The 16,279-nt window shown below is 59.5% G+C and carries 16 protein-coding genes; 2 read left to right on the forward strand and 14 right to left on the reverse strand.

Annotated elements, in window-relative coordinates; translation table 11 throughout:
• Positions 1 to 84: 84 nt before the first annotated feature.
• From BCF11_RS04920 to BCF11_RS04930, 3 genes are all read right to left on the reverse strand, one after another.
• Complete coding sequence (locus tag BCF11_RS04920) at positions 85 to 285, reverse strand: hypothetical protein (RefSeq protein WP_098493749.1); 201 nt, start codon at positions 283 to 285, stop codon at positions 85 to 87.
• A gap of 166 nt (positions 286 to 451) precedes the next feature.
• Positions 452 to 883, reverse strand: a complete 432-nt coding sequence (locus BCF11_RS04925; protein ID WP_199110754.1) for a glycine zipper 2TM domain-containing protein — start codon at positions 881 to 883, stop codon at positions 452 to 454.
• A gap of 197 nt (positions 884 to 1,080) precedes the next feature.
• On the reverse strand, positions 1,081 to 2,379 hold the full coding sequence (locus tag BCF11_RS04930; protein WP_098493750.1) for an NAD(P)/FAD-dependent oxidoreductase: 1,299 nt from the start codon (positions 2,377 to 2,379) through the stop codon (positions 1,081 to 1,083).
• 343 nt (positions 2,380 to 2,722) lie between these two features.
• Between BCF11_RS04930 and BCF11_RS04935 the strand changes: the two genes are divergently transcribed.
• A complete protein-coding gene (locus BCF11_RS04935) occupies positions 2,723 to 3,163 on the forward strand; it encodes a universal stress protein (protein WP_098493751.1) in 441 nt (146 codons plus the stop codon).
• A 43-nt stretch (positions 3,164 to 3,206) separates the two neighbouring features.
• On the opposite strand, the gene BCF11_RS04940 is transcribed toward BCF11_RS04935, so the two are convergent.
• From BCF11_RS04940 to BCF11_RS04955, 4 genes are all read right to left on the reverse strand, one after another.
• On the reverse strand, positions 3,207 to 5,279 hold the full coding sequence (locus BCF11_RS04940; protein WP_233212374.1) for a PAS domain-containing protein: 2,073 nt from the start codon (positions 5,277 to 5,279) through the stop codon (positions 3,207 to 3,209).
• 149 nt (positions 5,280 to 5,428) lie between these two features.
• Positions 5,429 to 5,857 (reverse strand): response regulator, encoded by a 429-nt coding sequence (locus tag BCF11_RS04945; protein WP_098493753.1) that lies wholly within the window; start codon positions 5,855 to 5,857, stop codon positions 5,429 to 5,431.
• 136 nt (positions 5,858 to 5,993) lie between these two features.
• Complete coding sequence (locus BCF11_RS04950; protein WP_098493754.1) at positions 5,994 to 6,626, reverse strand: response regulator transcription factor; 633 nt, start codon at positions 6,624 to 6,626, stop codon at positions 5,994 to 5,996.
• A 206-nt stretch (positions 6,627 to 6,832) separates the two neighbouring features.
• The gene (locus tag BCF11_RS04955; protein ID WP_098493755.1) at positions 6,833 to 7,384 is read right to left on the reverse strand and encodes a hypothetical protein; all 552 of its coding nucleotides are present in this window, start codon (positions 7,382 to 7,384) and stop codon (positions 6,833 to 6,835) included.
• 254 nt (positions 7,385 to 7,638) lie between these two features.
• Here BCF11_RS04955 and BCF11_RS04960 point away from each other — a divergent pair, with 254 nt between their 5' ends.
• Positions 7,639 to 9,267 (forward strand): FMN-binding glutamate synthase family protein, encoded by a 1,629-nt coding sequence (locus tag BCF11_RS04960; RefSeq protein ID WP_098493756.1) that lies wholly within the window; start codon positions 7,639 to 7,641, stop codon positions 9,265 to 9,267.
• Between the two features lie 50 nt (positions 9,268 to 9,317).
• Here BCF11_RS04960 and maiA read toward each other — a convergent pair whose 3' ends face one another.
• From maiA to dusA, 7 genes are all read right to left on the reverse strand, one after another.
• On the reverse strand, positions 9,318 to 9,980 hold the full coding sequence (gene maiA / locus BCF11_RS04965; protein ID WP_098493757.1) for a maleylacetoacetate isomerase: 663 nt from the start codon (positions 9,978 to 9,980) through the stop codon (positions 9,318 to 9,320).
• 10 nt (positions 9,981 to 9,990) lie between these two features.
• Positions 9,991 to 10,686: a fumarylacetoacetate hydrolase family protein gene (locus BCF11_RS04970; RefSeq protein ID WP_098493758.1), complete on the reverse strand. Its 696-nt coding sequence runs from the start codon at positions 10,684 to 10,686 to the stop codon at positions 9,991 to 9,993.
• Between the two features lie 72 nt (positions 10,687 to 10,758).
• On the reverse strand, positions 10,759 to 11,949 hold the full coding sequence (locus BCF11_RS04975; protein ID WP_098493759.1) for a pyridoxal phosphate-dependent aminotransferase: 1,191 nt from the start codon (positions 11,947 to 11,949) through the stop codon (positions 10,759 to 10,761).
• Positions 11,950 to 12,066: 117 nt separating this feature from the next.
• Complete coding sequence (gene nusB, locus BCF11_RS04980) at positions 12,067 to 12,540, reverse strand: transcription antitermination factor NusB (RefSeq protein ID WP_098493760.1); 474 nt, start codon at positions 12,538 to 12,540, stop codon at positions 12,067 to 12,069.
• A 148-nt stretch (positions 12,541 to 12,688) separates the two neighbouring features.
• Positions 12,689 to 13,174, reverse strand: coding sequence for a 6,7-dimethyl-8-ribityllumazine synthase (gene ribH, locus BCF11_RS04985; protein WP_098493761.1), 486 nt, complete (start codon positions 13,172 to 13,174; stop codon positions 12,689 to 12,691).
• 156 nt (positions 13,175 to 13,330) lie between these two features.
• A complete protein-coding gene (gene ribBA, locus BCF11_RS04990; RefSeq protein WP_098493762.1) occupies positions 13,331 to 14,443 on the reverse strand; it encodes a bifunctional 3,4-dihydroxy-2-butanone-4-phosphate synthase/GTP cyclohydrolase II in 1,113 nt (370 codons plus the stop codon).
• A gap of 236 nt (positions 14,444 to 14,679) precedes the next feature.
• Entirely contained in the window at positions 14,680 to 15,726 is a 1,047-nt protein-coding gene (gene dusA, locus BCF11_RS04995) for a tRNA dihydrouridine(20/20a) synthase DusA (protein WP_098493763.1), read from the reverse strand.
• Between the last annotated feature and the right edge of the window lie 553 nt (positions 15,727 to 16,279).

A 16,279-nucleotide genomic window follows, 5' to 3' on the forward strand; every position in this document is an offset into this window, starting at 1 on the left:
GTCCTTAGTCAGGACACCAGGTCCGATTATAAGCTAGCAAATTTATTAACATGGTACAACATTGAATAACATGTCGTCTGTGCTCTATTTGGAGGGCTGCGGCTGTACCAGGGGCTGGTCTTTGGTCGACCCGGGCTCATTCACATACATCTGCTCTTCCACGATATCCATCTGCTGGCTGCCATCCAGGGCGTGGCCGGTCCAGCGATCCGCCGGATTGACGGTTTGCTTCTTCTTTTCTGTGACAGGCTTGGCGGCAGCGGCAGGCAATCTGGTTTTGGACATGGCGTCTCCTTCTCGGGCGGCGACGGGCTTGTCGTCATCTTTCACTATAGGACCTAGTGTCGCCGCCTGATAGCTGAGAATCTTGCCGGCCCATGCAAAACGCCGGTCCAGATTCACATCTGGACCGGCGTCGCGGGGAGATAACTTGTTTCTGGCCTGGCAGCGCTCAGCGTTCGTAGTAGCCGCCTTGATACGGCTGCTGGTAGTAATAGTCGTCGCGGCGTTGCTCGACATAGACCGGCGCCGGACGGTAGTAGACCGGGGCTGGCTGATAGTACACCGGCGCAGGACGATAGTAGACCGGAGCTGGGCGGTAATACACGGGAGCAGGCTGATAGTAGGTTGCCGGACGATCGTAATAGCCGTCGCGCTCATAGTAGCCGCCCTGGCGATAGCCGCCGGAAGTCGCGCCCACCGCGGCGCCGAGCACGCCGCCGACAATCGCGCCGTTGCGGCCGCCGACAGCGCCGCCGATCACTGCGCCGGCAACTGCGCCGATCGCGGTATTGGCGCCGTCATCGTAAGCCATGGCCGAGGTAGACACTACGGCGGCAGAGCTAGCCAGCAGAGCAATACAGATCCATTTTTTGTGCAGCATGATTGCATCCTTCAAGGGACATACGGCCCTAATAACACCATCAAAAAACCGCTACCTCGCCAACTGCGAAGCCACGGTTGTTAAGTTGGACTATAGCCGAGCCGCCGTCAAATGCCTGCAAACGATACATACTTTTACATTTGCACAACATGGTTACACCTGACGTAACGACCAACAACTGTCCGCTGGACTGACAATCAATGCAGCTTGACCGACGGCTTGGCGTGTTTCATCAAGCCGCTGGCGGCGGCCGTGACGCCGGTGCGCACCGGCCCCAGCAAGGCGTTCAGGTGCATCAGGTGCAGGCTGGTGTACATCATGCGCGCGAAGAAGCCGTCGACGAACCAGCCCAGCTTGGTGAGCGAACCCATCAGCGTGCCGACCGATGTATTCCTGCCGAACGACACCAGCGAGCCATGGTCCTTGTAGATATAGGGCGCATCGGATGCCGCCTGGCCTTTGCTGGCGCGCACGAACATCTCGACCAGGTAGTCAGCCTGCTGATGCGCCGCCTGCGCCCGCGGCGGCACCATCTTGCCGTCGCTGCCGATGCAGGCTGCACAATCGCCCAGCGCATAGATATTGGCGGAACCGGCCACCTTCAACAAGCCATCCACTTCCAGCTGGCCGGACTTGATCACCGGCAGCCCCAGCCCCTTGAGGAAATCCGGCGCCTTGATGCCGGCCGACCAGACGCACAGGTCGGAAGCGTAGTTGTTGCCGTTGGCGTCGGTGACAAAATTCTCGGCGATGCTGGCGACGCGGCAATCTGTCACCACCTTCACCTCTCGCTCCTGCAGCAGCTTGCTGGCGGCTTTGGAAACGCGTTCTGTGAGCGGCGCCAGCAGCCGCGGCGCGCCTTCCAGGATGGTGATGCGGACATCGCGGTTCGGGTTCAGATGCGGAAAATCGTAGTCGGTATAGACGCTGCTGGCATCGCGCAATTCGGCCGCCAGCTCGACCCCGGTAGCGCCGCCGCCGACGATCACGATATCGACGCCGGCATCCGGATCTTTTTCTTTCTTCAAATCCGCCAGCGCCAGCATTTTCAGCAGGCGCACTCGGAATTGTTCGGCATCTTCGGTCGAATTCAGCGAAATGGTGTTTTGCTCGGCGCCCGGAATGCCGAAATAATTGGAGACGCTGCCGACCGCTATCACCAGCTTGCTGAATGCGATCTGGCGCGGTGGCAGCAGTTCGGTGGCCGACTCGTCGGTGACGGCGTCCACGGTGATGGTGTTGCTGGCGCTGTCGAGTGCCGTCATGTTGCCGTACACGAAGCGAAACTTATTGTCGTGTGCCAACATCTGGTAAGACAGGCCTTCCTGATGGATATCGCGGGTGCCTGCTGCGACTTCGTGCAGAGACGGTTTCCAGATGTGGTACAGCGCCCGATCGACCAGGGTCACGTGACCGCTTCCCAGTTTGCGGCCAAGCTTGCAAGCCAGCTCCAGCCCACCCGCGCCACCGCCTACAATCACGATTTCATCCGACATCCATCTTCCTTCACCTATTCATTAATCAATCGCGCTTCGGCATTCTTCGATCCGCGCGGCAGCAAAGTACGCAGTAAGTCTACTTTTATATTGGCGCAACGCGCAATAGTGACGTATTTTTGCGCTTTATTGATCACGCCACGCCAATTTGCAGTATTCGGGAAAGAACGCCACCGGATAAAACGCCCTACCCTGGCCGGCGCGGGAATCCGCTTCCGGCACACAAAATCGCCCAGCGAAATTCACTTTGGAATTAGCGCAATGGCTGCTGGTTCGCAGCTCAAGTCTGCGCTATGATGAAGACAGACACCATTGCAAATACAATTTTCAGGAGGGCATGCATATGTACCGGAAAATTCTCGTCGCCTACAATGGCACGCCTGAAAGTCGTTCTGCTTTATATTCCTGTATCCAGCTGGCGCCCGGCCCCGGAGTTGAGGTCCATCTGCTGGGCGTCATCAATCTCGCAACCTATCTGATGGCGGGCGAATTTGTCGCCGAATCCGCAATCAGGGCGGAAAAAACCCTGCTCGAACAAGAGCTGATCAAGGGTCACAAACTCCTCACCGACGCCGGCCTCAAGCCGATCGACCACTTTGAAAGCGGCGAACCTGTCAATGTTATCAGTGACCTGGTCAACAAACTGGGCATCGACCTGGTGATCGTCGGCCACTCGCGCAAGAAACCGCTGGCGACGCGCTGGTGGCGCGGCTCGGTGGACACCATGCTGGTTGAAAAGGTGCCGTGCAGCGTCCTGGTGGCGACCGATATCTGTCCGACCTGAGACACGCTTATCCTGATCTTCAGCCCGGCGGCCAGCTGCCTTGTCAGGTATCAGCCTGCTCGCCGCTGTTTTGCACTTGCACCGAAATGGGCAGTTCGATCACCACCGCGGTGCCTTTATCCTTTCCCGCGGAAAAGCGCACTTTACCGCCGAGGTAGGTCGCTCTTTCATTCAAGCCGCGCAAACCGTGGGTGCTGGTGTTTTCAAAACGCTCCTGCGACATGCCGACGCCGTTGTCGCGCACCGTCAGCGCCAGCCGGTCTTCATCGATATCCAGAATCACCTCCACCTGGCTGGCATGAGCGTGCTTGGACACGTTGTTCAGGATCTCCTGCAGCATGCGATACACCGCGATTTCGATGCGGTGGTCGATCGTAATGTCTTCATCCGGCAAGCTGGATCTACAGAGGATTTCGGTACGCGCGCCAAAATCTTCCAGCTGTTCGGCGATCGCCGCCTTCAAGCCGAACAGCTCAAGCATGTTCGGCCGCAACTCGGTCTGGATGCGCCGCGTGGTCGCCACCAGCGAGCTCAGCAAAGTCTGCATCTGGCCCTGGCGGTTCTGCCAGTGGGCATCCTGCGGCAGGATCTTGTAGACGCCTTCCAGGTGCATGCTGAGCGCCGTCAGCGAGGCCCCCATATTGTCGTGCAGCTCGCGCGCAATCGCCCGTTTCTCTTCTTCGCGGATGGTTTCCATATGGTTGGCCAGTTCGCGCAGCAAGGCGGTGCGCTGGGCGATGGTGCGCTCAAGTTCCAGCTCGCGCTGCTTGAGCGAGTCTTCGGCGCGCTTGCGCTCGCTGATGTCGGTGGCGATGCCGACCACGCCCATGACCTGTCCTTGCTGATCGAACCAGGGCGAGATGGTGGTCTGGAAGGTCACGATCCCCTCCGGCAGCTGCATGGTTTGCGCCAGTGTTTCCGAGACGCCGCCATTCATGATGCGGATATCATCCTGATCCACCTTGTCGGCATCTTCGGCCAGCGGCAGGATCTCGCGGCTGCGCCGGTATTTTGCCTGGTCCCAGCTCAGCCCCAGCCGGCGCAGGCAGGCCGGATTGGCAAAAATCAGCCGCCCCAGGCGGTCTTTGACGAAGATCGGATCGTTGGTGTTGTCGCTGACCGCGATCAGCAGCGCGGTGGCTTCGGCCAGCTCGGCTGCGCTCTGCAGGCGCGCGCCGTATTCAAGGTCGACCTTGCCGCCGGCGCGCCAGAAAATGAACAGCACCAGCACGCCGTCGACCAGCGTCAGCAAGGGCGGCAGCGAACTGCGGTCGTATAAGTCATGGCGCGCGCCCCAGTCCGCCAGCCAGTGCAAGGCGACCAGCAGGATCAGCATCTGCGGCAAGGAACGGCGCAGCATCTGGCCGCCCGGGGCATGGCGGGTGATGATCGCCATCAGCCGGTGGCGCGGGCGCGACATCATGAGCGCCAGGCCGCACAGCAGGAACGCCAGCGCCGACAGCAGCGGGATACTGGTGGCATACACCATCTGGGTCATGGCCGCAACGTTGTACAGATAGCCGAGCAGTGGAATGGCGCTAAGGAACAGCAGGAAGATCGCCAGGTACTCGGCGACGTACTGTTCTTTGCCGAGACGGAAATCGAGCAGCAGCAGCGCGCTTCCCGCAAAAATGAAGCCGATGGCTACCATCGGATGCAAGCCGCTGGCAAGGCGCACGCTCGGCTGCAGCGCCAGCTGGACGAGAACGGTATCGAGCCAGCCGGCGCTGCCCATGAAATTTTGCATCAGGGCGGCGGCGGCCAGCACCAGCAGCAAGAGCGCCAGCAACTGGCCGAAAAGGGTGATCAGCCGCCGCGGTCCGACCACCAGGCATTGCACGATCAGACTGACGGTGGCCAGCAGGAATCCGGCCGCGGTGTTGGCGCGCATGAGCGGCGGCTGCGATTCGGAAAACGGCAGCGTGATCTGATACAGGCAGGCGGCCAGCACCAGCGCCGAAACCGCCAGCACCAGCATGCTCACCGCAAGCGCGGCCGCGGTGGTGCGCCAGACATAGGTTTTGGTCGCCGCCAGACTGTCCAGCGCGCGCGTCTTCAGCAAATCATGATAATGCGGATTGCCGCTCGCGCCTGCTTCGCGCTCTATATTATCCAAATCGCCTCCAGGAACGTCGCTGCATGTGCATGCCGGCATCAAGGATCCGCGCGGCAGCGGGATGAATCCGCGGTTTCAGAAACATGAAAAGCCCGCTCAAGCCGAGCGGGCTGATATGACCAATGATATCCGGAACGACCGCGGAACAATCAATGATCCGGCAAACCGGTTCCCAAGGCCGCCAGCAAATCACGCAGCTTGGTAAATTCAGAACTCTTGTCGAAGAAAAACCGCACGCCGTATTGTTCTCCGGCGCGCCTGAAGGCGTTGCTGACGTTATTGCTGAAAATGATCTTCAGCGAATTGAGCGGTTTCGCCGATTTTGACAGCGTGCGCAGCAGGCTCATGCCATTGCCCTTCTTCAGCTCGATATCCAGGATCAGCACATCGAAAGAGTCGGCGTCGATCTTTTGCAAGGCATCGTCTTCCTCTTCGGAAAATCCAGCGAATACCACGCCTGGAATTTCGCTCAAGGTTTCAATCATCAGATCGCGCACGTCGACCGAATCTTCCACAAGAAAAATCCGCAGCGGCGCGACGCCCGATCTGATGGTATTGGAAGCTGTTGTATGGTCCATATTGGCTGACGACGGGTGAACTCATTTGTTTCATGCATTGCGCCAGAACTGGGTGCTAGGGACTGGCAAGTCCCTCGGTACGGCATCATGCGGATGATTGCAGTGCGGCTTGCTGTCCTTTGAATAAATTAAACTTCTAGTCGATCAAATTATTCTTGATTGCATAATAAATAATATCGGCGTTGCTGGCCATGCTCATTTTCTGCAGGACTCGGGTGCGATAGGTACTGATGGTTTTTACGCTCAGGCACAATTCCTCTGCGATCTTGGTCACCCCTTCGCCCTGGCTCAGTTTGTAAAAGATCTCATACTCGCGCGCTGACAGGGTTTCGTGCAAGGGCGTATTTTCATTGCTTGCAGGGTCCGCCGTCAGCAATTCGGCGACGCCATAGCTGATGTATTTATGGCCTTGCAATATCGTACTGATCGCCTTCACTAGCTCGGTCGCCAGCGCCTCCTTCTGCACATAGCCGTCAGCCCCACTGCGCAGCACCTGCACCGCATAGCGGCTTTCCGGGTGCATGCTGAGCATCAGCACCGGCAGCTTCGGCTTCTCGCGCTTGATCTGCTTCAGCACCTCCACCCCGCTCTTGTCCGGCATCGCGATGTCCAGCAGCACGATGTCATAGTCATTGGCACGGACCAGCTGTATCGCTTCTTGCGCATTGGCAGCTTCGCCTGCGATCTCGTACTCCGCAATGTCAGCGACGAAGAACTGGACGCCAGCACGCACCACAGCATGATCATCAACCACCAGGATTTTTATCATCTGTTCAACCGTCACAATCAGTTAGGTTATTCAGCGTTGTCGCAGCCTGGCGCTTGCAAGCAGCAGGCTCGGGACAAAGCGGAAGGCATTGCATGATGTTTAGTGTGCGGCCGCCCGGCATCAATGTAAACAAATTCGTAAAAATCAACTCTTCCCAGCCATGTGAGGCCGCAGCGGCGCAAAGCGCCAGCGCGGCCGCCCTCCGATTACTTGTTCAATGCGGCCTTGGCGGTCGTTACGCAATCGTCCTTGGCAGCGCCGGCCAGCGCATCGCACTTGGCAAGCGCAACCTTGTAGCGCGCGTCGGCACGCTCTTCACGCGCGTCGGCATTGGCCTTGGTGATCTCCAGCTGCTTATCGGCGTTGGCGACTGCATTGGCTTGTCCAGCCTTGGCTTGCTTGATGCAGACATCCTTGGCGTTGCCCGCCAGGCTGTCGCATTTTTCCCTGGCTACCGCGTAGTCGGCATCCGCTTCGGATTTGCGCGCACTGGCCAGTGCCTTGGGAGTGTTCTTGTATTCCGCCTTGGCGTCCTGCTTGCTGTGTTCGCGCGTTGCCTCGGCTTGCTTGACGCATACGTCCTTGCCGTTGCCGCTGAGCGAATCGCACCTGGCTCTATCGGCCTTGTATGTAGCATCTGCCGCATCTTGCGCAGCGCTGTAGCTGGCCTTGGAGCCATCTGCCGCCAATGCCAGCGAAGCGCCGCTGAAACCAGCGACGCCAATCAATACGCCCGCGATGATTTTCTTGATTTTCATGAGCTGCTCCTTTGCATAGTGTGGAAATGCCGCTGCCGCGGCATGTCACCGGCGCTAACTTGTATCCATACTAACCAAGCCCGGCCAGAAGGCATATAGGACGGCAACGGATAGGCTTGTAGGACAAACGGAAGCTGCGCCAGCCCAGAGCGAGCCATGAGTGTGTAAAATTGTCAGCTTGCCACTGCCGAAGCGCCGCTCCCATAGGCGGGTCGTCTCGCAGCAGCAATCACCAGCGATAAAAGGAAGAAATCATGAAAGTCAGTCGTTACCTAAGTTTCTGGATAGTGCTGCTGCTGACGGTGGCGCTTGCCGCCGGCGCCGCGCTTGGAAAAATTACCTGGTGGTGGGCGGTGGCGCCGGCGCTGCTGAGCGCACTTGGCATCTGGGACATGAACCAGCGCAGCCACGCCATCCTGCGCAACTATCCATTGATGGGGCATTTCCGCTTTCTGTTTGAAATGATCCGCCCTGAAATGCGGCAGTATTTTTTCGAGAGCGACAACGACGGTGCGCCGTTCACGCGCAAGGAACGCAGCCTGGTCTACCAGCGCGCCAAGGGCGATGTAGACAGCCGGCCCTTCGGCACCGAACTGGATGTCAAGATGCGCGGCTATGAATGGGTCGGCCACTCGCTGTCGCCGACCATCATCGCCAGCCACGATTTCCGCGTTACGGTGGGCGCCGAGCGGGCGCAGCCGTATTCGATGTCGGTGTTCAATGTCTCGGCGATGAGCTTCGGCGCCTTGTCCGCCAACGCCATCCGCGCCCTCAATCACGGCGCTAAAAAAGGCGGCTTTGCGCATGACACCGGCGAAGGTTCGATCTCGCCCTATCATCGCGAATTCGGCGGCGACCTGCTGTGGCAGATTGCTTCCGGCTATTTCGGCTGCCGCAACGGCGACGGCAGCTTCAACGAAGAGAAATTCGTGGCGCAGGCGACCTCGCCGCAGGTGAAGATGATCACGGTGAAACTGTCGCAGGGCGCCAAGCCAGGCCATGGCGGCGTACTGCCGGCGGCCAAGATCACGCCGGAAATTTCGGCGACGCGCGGGGTGCCGATGGGTGTGGACTGCATTTCACCGGCTACCCACTCCTCGTTTTCGAATCCTATCGGCCTGCTGGAATTCATCCAGAAATTGCGCACCCTGTCGGGCGACAAGCCGGTTGGTTTCAAGCTGTGCGTCGGTCATCCCTGGGAATTTTTCGGCATCGTCAAAGCCATGCTGCAGACCGGCATACTGCCTGACTTCATCGTGGTGGATGGCTCCGAAGGCGGCACCGGCGCGGCGCCGCTGGAATTCGTCGATCACGTCGGCATGCCCTTGCAGGAAGGCTTGCTGCTGGTGCATAACGCGTTGGTCGGAGCTGGCCTGCGCGACCGTATCAAGATCGGCGCCAGCGGCAAGGTGATCACCGCCTTCGACCTGGCGCGCACGCTGGCGATCGGCGCCGACTGGTGCAATTCGGCGCGCGGCTTCATGTTTTCGCTGGGCTGCATCCAGTCGCAAAGCTGCCATACCGACCGCTGCCCGACCGGCGTGGCGACCCAGGATGTCGGCCGCCAGAAGGCGCTGGTGGTGCCGGACAAGGCCGAACGCGTGCACCGTTTCCACGAGAGCACCCTGCATGCGCTGCAGGAACTGGTGCAAGCCGCGGGCTTGCCGCACGCTTCCGCCTTGCGCGCGCATCACATCGTGCGACGCACTTCCGACCATGAAGTGAAGCTGATGTCCGACCTGCTGCCTTACCTGAAGCCGGGTGATTTGCTAAACCAGAATTACCGCTATCCGGTGTTTGCGAAATACTGGCCGATCGCGCGCGCCGAGAGTTTTCATCCGGCCGAGCCGATTCTGGCCGAGCCGATCCAGGCCGCGGCCTGAAAAAAAAGCCAGGACTCTCGCGAATCCTGGCTTTTTTGTTCAGCCTTGCCCTAGGCTTCGGCGTCCGGCTGGCTTTGCGGCGCCGCCTGGATGAAGGCATCCAGCTCCTGGCAATTCTGGTAAATCCGCAATAACGTCGGCATCGCCTCCAGATCGCATTTGAGGCGCTGCGCATTGAATATCTGCGGCACCAGGCAGCAGTCGGCGAAAGTCGGCGTGTCGCCGAAACAGAACTTGCCGCTGCGGCCATCGCGCGCCAGCGTGGTTTCCAGCGCTGCCAAGCCGCTCTCGCACCAGTGGCGGTACCAGGTGTTCTTGGCATTCTCGTCGACCTTCAGTTCGTGCACCAGGTAACGCAGCACGCGCAGATTGTTGATGGGATGGATGTCGCAGGCGATAGCCAGCGCGATGCTGCGCACAAAAGCACGATCCAGCGCCGTCGCCGGCAACAAGGCCGGCGCCGGCTGGACTTCTTCCAGGTACTCCAGGATCGCCAGCGATTGCGTCAGCACTGCCTGGCCGCCCGCGGCATCTTCCTCGACCAGGGTCGGCACCAGGCCGTCGCTGTTCAGGGTGCGGTACATCTGGCTCAGCTGCTCGCCGCCGTGCTTCAGCAGATGCACCGGCACGATATCGTAAGGCAGCCCCTTCAGGTTCAGGGCAATCCGCACGCGATAAGCGGCGGAGCTGCGGAAATAGCTATACAGTTTCATTTATATCTACCTAGACCAGGCGCACCCGCAACTCGCCGACGCCGGCTACCGAGCCTTCCAGCAGATCGCCCTTGCCTACCGCCGCCACTCCTGCCGGCGTGCCGGTAAAAATCAGATCGCCGGCCTGCAATTCAAAGTAAGCGGACAACTGCTCGATGGTTTCAGCGATGTTCCAGATCATCTGGCTGATATCGCCTTGCTGGCGCAAAACGCCGTTCACGTTCAGGCGGATATCACCTTGTTCGATCAGGCCGCTGGGGCCGGCAGGCTGGATCGCGGAAATCGGCGCCGAATGGTCGAAGCCCTTGCCCGTGCTCCACGGCCGCCCCAGTTTCTTGGCTTCGCCTTGCAGATCTCGGCGCGTCATGTCGAGTCCGACCGCATAACCCCAGATGTGCTTGATGGCTTCCGCCGCCGGAATGTTCTTGCCGCCGGTGGACAGCGCCACCACCAGTTCGATTTCGTGATGCAGGTCTTGCGTCATCGGCGGATACGGCATCTCACCGATGCTGCCCTGCGCTACCGGCAATACCGCATCCGCCGGCTTCATGAAGAAAAACGGCGCTTCGCGGCCGCTGCTGCCCATCTCCTTGGCATGCTCGGCATAGTTGCGGCCAACGCAGTAGATTCTGTGCACCGGGAACAATTGATCGCTACCGGCTACGGGTACCGCAGCTGCCGGTTTGGGCGGAAAAACGAAGTGCATGGGAGCTCCTTTTTCAATACTGCCGAGATGCCGGCAGCGGACAATGTCTCAATTCCGTAGTTAATTCCGTAGTTAAGTCCGTTGTTGATTCTGGCTGATGTACTGGTCCAGCCGGCGCACTGCTTCCTGCAGATTTTCCATCGAGGTTGCATACGACAGGCGGATATAGCGCTGCGCGGTGTGGGCGCCAAAATCCAGGCCCGACACCATGCTGACGCCAACCTGGTTCAAGATATCCTTGACCAGCTGGTCGGCGTCGCCGCCGTCCTTGAGCAGCGCGCTGCAATCGGCATACACGTAGAAGGCGCCGTCCGGCACCACCGGCACCTTGAAGCCCAGTTCGACCAGGGCCGGCACCAGGTAGTCGCGGCGGCGCTTGAACTCAGCCTTGCGTGCTTCGTACAAGGCTAGCGAGTCCTTTTCGAAGCAGGCCAGCGCCGCATGCTGTGCAATCGAGGAAGGGCAGATGAACAGGTTCTGCGCCAGCTTTTCGATCGGCGCCACCAGTTGCGGCGGCAGCACCAGCCAGCCGAGACGCCAGCCGGTCATGTTGAAATATTTGGAGAAACTGTTGATGACGATGATGTCGTCGCCCAGCGACAGCGCGGAAAACGGCGCCTCGTCGTAGCTCAGGCCCTGATAGATTTCATCGACGATGGAAAAGCTGCCCTTGGCGCGCACGGTGGCGATGATCTTGCCCAGTTCACCGTGCAGGATCGAGGTGCCGGTCGGATTCGAGGGCGAAGCCAGCAGCACACCGCGCGTAGCGTCGCCCCAGTGCTCGCGCACCATCTGGTCGGAGAGCTGGAAGCGTTCGGCCGGACCGCTGGGTATCATCTTCGCGCGGCCGTCGAAGGCGGCGACGAAATGGCGGTTGCATGGATAGGAAGGATCAGGCATCAGCACCTCGCTACCCTTTTCCACCAGGGCCGCGCAAGCCAGCAGCAGCGCGGCCGAGGCGCCGGCGGTGACGACGATGCGGGCGGGTGCGATATCCAGTCCATACACTTGCCGATAGTGGCCGGAGATCGCTTCGCGCAGCGCCGGCAGGCCGGTGGCCGAGGTGTATTGCATTTTGCCGTCGGCCATGGCCTTGGCCGCGGCCTCGATCACCCGCGGCGCGGCAGTGAAATCCGGTTCGCCGATGCCCATGTGGATGATATGGCGGCCCTGCTGTTCCAGCGCTGCCGCCATTTTTGCCAGTTCCATCACGTGGAACGGGGCGATGTTATCGAGACGTGAAGCGAGATGCGAGAATGTCATGAACAGATTTTCCGATTGGCGAACCGCGCCCTGTGGTACGCGGCTAGATCGCCTGAAACATCAGGGACCGCCCTACATCATGCACGATGTAGGGCGGTCCCGCTTGCAAAGACGGATTCAGGATTTCTTGCCGGCGCTGATTTCATCCACACGCGCTTTGGCGGCAAACTTGTCCAGCACGCCGTTTACATATTTGTGGCCATCGATGCCGCCGAAGGACTTGGTCAGTTCGACGGCTTCGTTGATGACGACGCGATAAGGAATCTCGACGTGGTTCTGCAACTCGAAAGCACCGATCAGCAAGGCGGCGTGCTCCACCGGCGACAGTTCGGTGATCTTGCGGTCGATCAGCGGCGCCAGGCCGGCGCGCAAAGTGACGACGTCCTTGATCGCGCCGTACAGCAGCGAATTGAAATGTTCGGCATCGGCCTTGTCGAAGCCGTGCGCCTGGCGGATATGCTCGCTGATGGCAGTCACGTCTTCATTGTTCAACAGCCATTGATACAGGCCCTGCAACGCGAATTCGCGCGCGCGGTGACGCGGCGTGCGGCTCTTGCTCGGATTGGCGTGCAAAGTTTTAGTGGTGGTCATAATTTTTCCAGCTTGGGTTGCTTCTTGTTTATCTGCATTTCATCTCTCGCCGGCGGCCGGCTTGGCCGCAAGCTTGCAGATCATCTGAACGTATTGAAAATCACAGCGCGGGCAAGCGCGTCGACAGCGCCACACCCGCGCAGCCATCTTATTCTTCGCTGGTGGCTTCAGCCAGTTCTTCCAGCGCGATCGACAGATTGGCCATTTCCACCGCGACTCTGGCGGCGTCGGTGCCCTTCTCCTCCATCCGCGCTTCCGCCTGCTCGTCGTTCTCGGTGGTCAGCACGGCGTTGGCGATCGGGATGCCGGCATCGAGGCCGACGCGGGTGATGCCGGCGCCGGATTCGTTGGACACCAGCTCGAAATGGTAGGTCTCGCCGCGGATCACGGCGCCGATGGCGATCAGCGCGTCGAACTGCATGGTTTCCGCCATCTTCTGCAACGCCAGCGGAATTTCCAGGGCGCCCGGCACGGTAACGTGCAAGACATCCTCATCCGCCACGCCCAGATGCTTCAGTTCCGCCAGACAGGCCGCCAGCAGGCCGTGGCAGACATCCTCGTTGAAGCGCGCTTGCACGATGCCGATGCGCAGATCAGCACCGTCCAGGTTGGTTTCGTAAACTCCGACTGTCATGGCTTTCCTCTTATGCGCACCAGGCGCTTTTTTCATTCAAATTGATTACAAAAATGCCTTGCTACACATCGCTGCTGCTGGTTGCTGCCGGGTGCTACCATTTGCTGCTGTTGCGCGGGCACTGCTAAAAATTGTTAATGCTTGCTGCCTGCCCGATCAGGCATTCGGCTTGTTCTGGTAGCCGGTGATTTCCAGGTCATAGCCGGTCATCGACGGCATCTTGCGCGGGCTGGCCAGCAATTTCATCTTGCCGACGTCGAGATCTTTCAGGATCTGGGCGCCGATGCCGTAGGTGCGCAGGTCGACTCGCGGCGGCGGCGGCTTGACGCCGCTGCAGGCAGCTTCCAGCGCCGCAAACTTGGCGAAGATCTGGTCGGCCGATTCTTCGCAGTTGAGCAGCACCACCACGCCGCACGGCGAAGCCGCGATCGCAGCCAGGGCCGAGGCCATGTTCCAGGAGTGATTGGTAGCCTCGGTTTCCAGCAAGTCGAGGATGGAGACCGGCTGATGCACCCGCACCAGCGTTTCCACGTCCGGCGACGGCGTGCCGTGCAGCAGCGCCAGATGGGCGCCGCCGCTAGGCGTGTCGCGGTAGGCGATGGTCTTGAACGTGCCTTGCGCAGTATGCGTAGTGCGCTCGGCCAGGCGTTCGACGATGCTTTCGTGCTGGCCGCGGTAGTGGATCAGGTCGGCGATGGTGCCGACCTTCAAGCCGTGTTCCTTGGAAAACTCCAGCAAATCAGGCAAACGCGCCATGCTGCCGTCTTCCTTCAGGATTTCGCAAATCACCGCGGCCGGCGTCAAGCCCGCCATCTCGGTCAGGTCGCAACCGGCTTCGGTATGGCCGGCGCGCATCAGCACCCCGCCCTTGCGCGCCTTGATCGGAAAGATATGGCCCGGCTGCACGATATCGCCAGCCTTGGCGTCGGCCGCCACTGCTACCTGGATGGTGCGCGCGCGGTCGGCGGCGGAGATGCCGGTAGTGACGCCTTCGGCGGCTTCGATCGATACCGTGAAATTGGTGCCGTAGGCGGTGCCGTTACGGCTGGTCATCATGCTCAGGTTGAGCTGGTCGCAACGCTCTTCGGTCAGGGTCAGGCAGACCAGGCCGCGCGCATGGCGCACCATGAAATTGATCGCATCCGGCGTGACGAAATCGGCGGCCAGCACCAGGTCGCCCTCGTTTTCACGATCTTCTTCATCCACCAGAATCACCATGCGGCCAGCACGGAGTTCAGCAATGATTTCCTCTGTAGTTGCAATTGACATGTTTCGCCTTGAAGACAGCCGCTGCGGACGCCTTGTGAGCCGGTCCGCGGGGCATGGGTATGTTTAGGTTAAAACTTTAAGCTGAATTGTGGCGGCGGCAGCGTCGCCGCCCTTGGCTATCCAAGCGTAAGCCAGAGGTAGCTATTTTAAAGGATTTAGCAGACTGAAAATGTTTTACGGACACTACTTTCGGTAGTTTTACGCTAAAACCCCATGCGGCTGCCGGACAAGCTTGCTCAGGCCGCCAATGGTTGCATGTTTGCCAATGCCTCGACCAGCAGCATAGGATCGCCCAGGGCCAGCCGTTTCGAGTCGGACAGCGCCTGCCGGAACGACTTGGCGCCCGGCACGCCTGCCATCAGTCCCAGCATGTGACGGGTGATGCTGTTCAGGCGCAAACCGTGGCCGTCGCGCCCGTGCAAGGCCAGCTGGCTGCGGATATACGGCAGCATGGCCTCGATCACCTCGGCGCGCGTCTTCGGCTGCGCCTCGGCGGCGCCATAATAGCGGGCATCGAAATCCGCCATCAGGTAGGGATTGTGATAAGCCTCGCGCCCCAGCATCACGCCATCGACATGCTGCAGGTGGAAATCGATCTCGGCGGTAGTCTTGATGGCGCCGTTGATGATGATTTCCAGCTCGGGGAAATCCTGCGCCAGCCGATAGGCGTATTCGTACTTCAAAGGCGGGATTTCACGGTTTTCCTTGGGGCTGAGCCCCTTCAGGATGGCGTTGCGCGCATGCACGATGAAAGTCTGGCATCCGGCTTGCGCCACCGTGCCGACGAAATCGCGCACGAATTCATAGGATTCGGTCTGGTCGATGCCGATCCTGTGCTTGACGGTGACGTCGATAGCCACAGCATCACGCATGGCCTTGACGCAATCGGCCACCAGCGTCGATTCCGCCATCAGGCAGGCGCCGAATGCGCCCTTTTGCACGCGCTCCGAAGGGCAGCCGCAATTCAGATTGATCTCGTCGTAGCCCCACTGCTCGCCCAGCTTGGCGCTCCTGGCAAGGTCGGCCGGCTCGCTGCCGCCCAGCTGCAAGGCGACCGGATGCTCGATCTGGTCGAAATCCAGGTGGCGCGGGACGTCGCCGTGCAGCAAGGCGCCGGTGGTGACCATTTCGGTGTATAGCCATGTGTGGGCTGTGATTTGACGGTGGAAGACGCGGCAGTGGCGGTCGGTCCAGTCCATCATCGGGGCAACAGATATTTTCCTACCCTTGTAATTACTTGATTTCTCAGTGCTTACGCGGGCTTCAAGGGGATTTGATAGCATTTCAATATTCACTACAATTCACGTTTTATCATGGTGCATCATGTTTTATTGCTACAGAATTGCTACGAAAACATGGCCTCGATAATTAAAATAGGTAAGCACTGGCGGGCTCAAATTCGCCGCAAAGGATTTCCGGACGCAACACAGACGTTCGATACCAAAGCGAGGGCTCAGGAATGGGCCTCTAAGACGGAAGCCGACATGCGAGCGCTCAAATATCAGGATGAACGCATTATATCTGACATGACGCTATCAACCTTGATAGACCGGTACACGGATGAGATAGGCCCGACCAAGCCATTTGGGAAAAACAAAGCGGCAGTCCTGAAATCACTGAAATTAGCTTAGGAGCTCTGACGCTCCCCAATCTCACGGCTGACCGACTTATTGACCACATAAAAGCCAGGAGCGCTGCAACACCAACTAAAAAAGCTGCTGGCGGCGTGACCATTGCAGTCGAGCTGTCTTATTTAGGTAGCGTTCTAAAAGTTACCAAACAGCTATGGCGCCTTCCTGTAAATACCGACTTCATCTCCCAGGCACGAGCAAATAT

It is taken from the genome of Collimonas sp. PA-H2 (genome assembly GCF_002564105.1).
Taxonomy (GTDB): domain Bacteria; phylum Pseudomonadota; class Gammaproteobacteria; order Burkholderiales; family Burkholderiaceae_D; genus Collimonas.

Bases quoted from the DNA above. Each gene is read 5' to 3' on its own strand.
- BCF11_RS04950 (WP_098493754.1), bottom strand. From the start codon at position 6,626: ATGATAAAAATCCTGGTGGTTGATGATCATGCTGTGGTGCGTGCTGGC.
- BCF11_RS04975 (WP_098493759.1), bottom strand. From the start codon at position 11,949: ATGACATTCTCGCATCTCGCTTCACGTCTCGATAACATCGCCCCGTTC.
- BCF11_RS04925 (WP_199110754.1), bottom strand. From the start codon at position 883: ATGCTGCACAAAAAATGGATCTGTATTGCTCTGCTGGCTAGCTCTGCC.
- BCF11_RS04945 (WP_098493753.1), bottom strand. From the start codon at position 5,857: ATGGACCATACAACAGCTTCCAATACCATCAGATCGGGCGTCGCGCCG.
- BCF11_RS04960 (WP_098493756.1), top strand. From the start codon at position 7,639: ATGAAAGTCAGTCGTTACCTAAGTTTCTGGATAGTGCTGCTGCTGACG.
- BCF11_RS04920 (WP_098493749.1), bottom strand. From the start codon at position 285: ATGTCCAAAACCAGATTGCCTGCCGCTGCCGCCAAGCCTGTCACAGAA.
- BCF11_RS04955 (WP_098493755.1), bottom strand. From the start codon at position 7,384: ATGAAAATCAAGAAAATCATCGCGGGCGTATTGATTGGCGTCGCTGGT.
- BCF11_RS04930 (WP_098493750.1), bottom strand. From the start codon at position 2,379: ATGTCGGATGAAATCGTGATTGTAGGCGGTGGCGCGGGTGGGCTGGAG.
- nusB (WP_098493760.1), bottom strand. From the start codon at position 12,540: ATGACCACCACTAAAACTTTGCACGCCAATCCGAGCAAGAGCCGCACG.
- BCF11_RS04970 (WP_098493758.1), bottom strand. From the start codon at position 10,686: ATGCACTTCGTTTTTCCGCCCAAACCGGCAGCTGCGGTACCCGTAGCC.
- maiA (WP_098493757.1), bottom strand. From the start codon at position 9,980: ATGAAACTGTATAGCTATTTCCGCAGCTCCGCCGCTTATCGCGTGCGG.
- dusA (WP_098493763.1), bottom strand. From the start codon at position 15,726: ATGCTATCAAATCCCCTTGAAGCCCGCGTAAGCACTGAGAAATCAAGT.
- BCF11_RS04935 (WP_098493751.1), top strand. From the start codon at position 2,723: ATGTACCGGAAAATTCTCGTCGCCTACAATGGCACGCCTGAAAGTCGT.
- ribBA (WP_098493762.1), bottom strand. From the start codon at position 14,443: ATGTCAATTGCAACTACAGAGGAAATCATTGCTGAACTCCGTGCTGGC.
- ribH (WP_098493761.1), bottom strand. From the start codon at position 13,174: ATGACAGTCGGAGTTTACGAAACCAACCTGGACGGTGCTGATCTGCGC.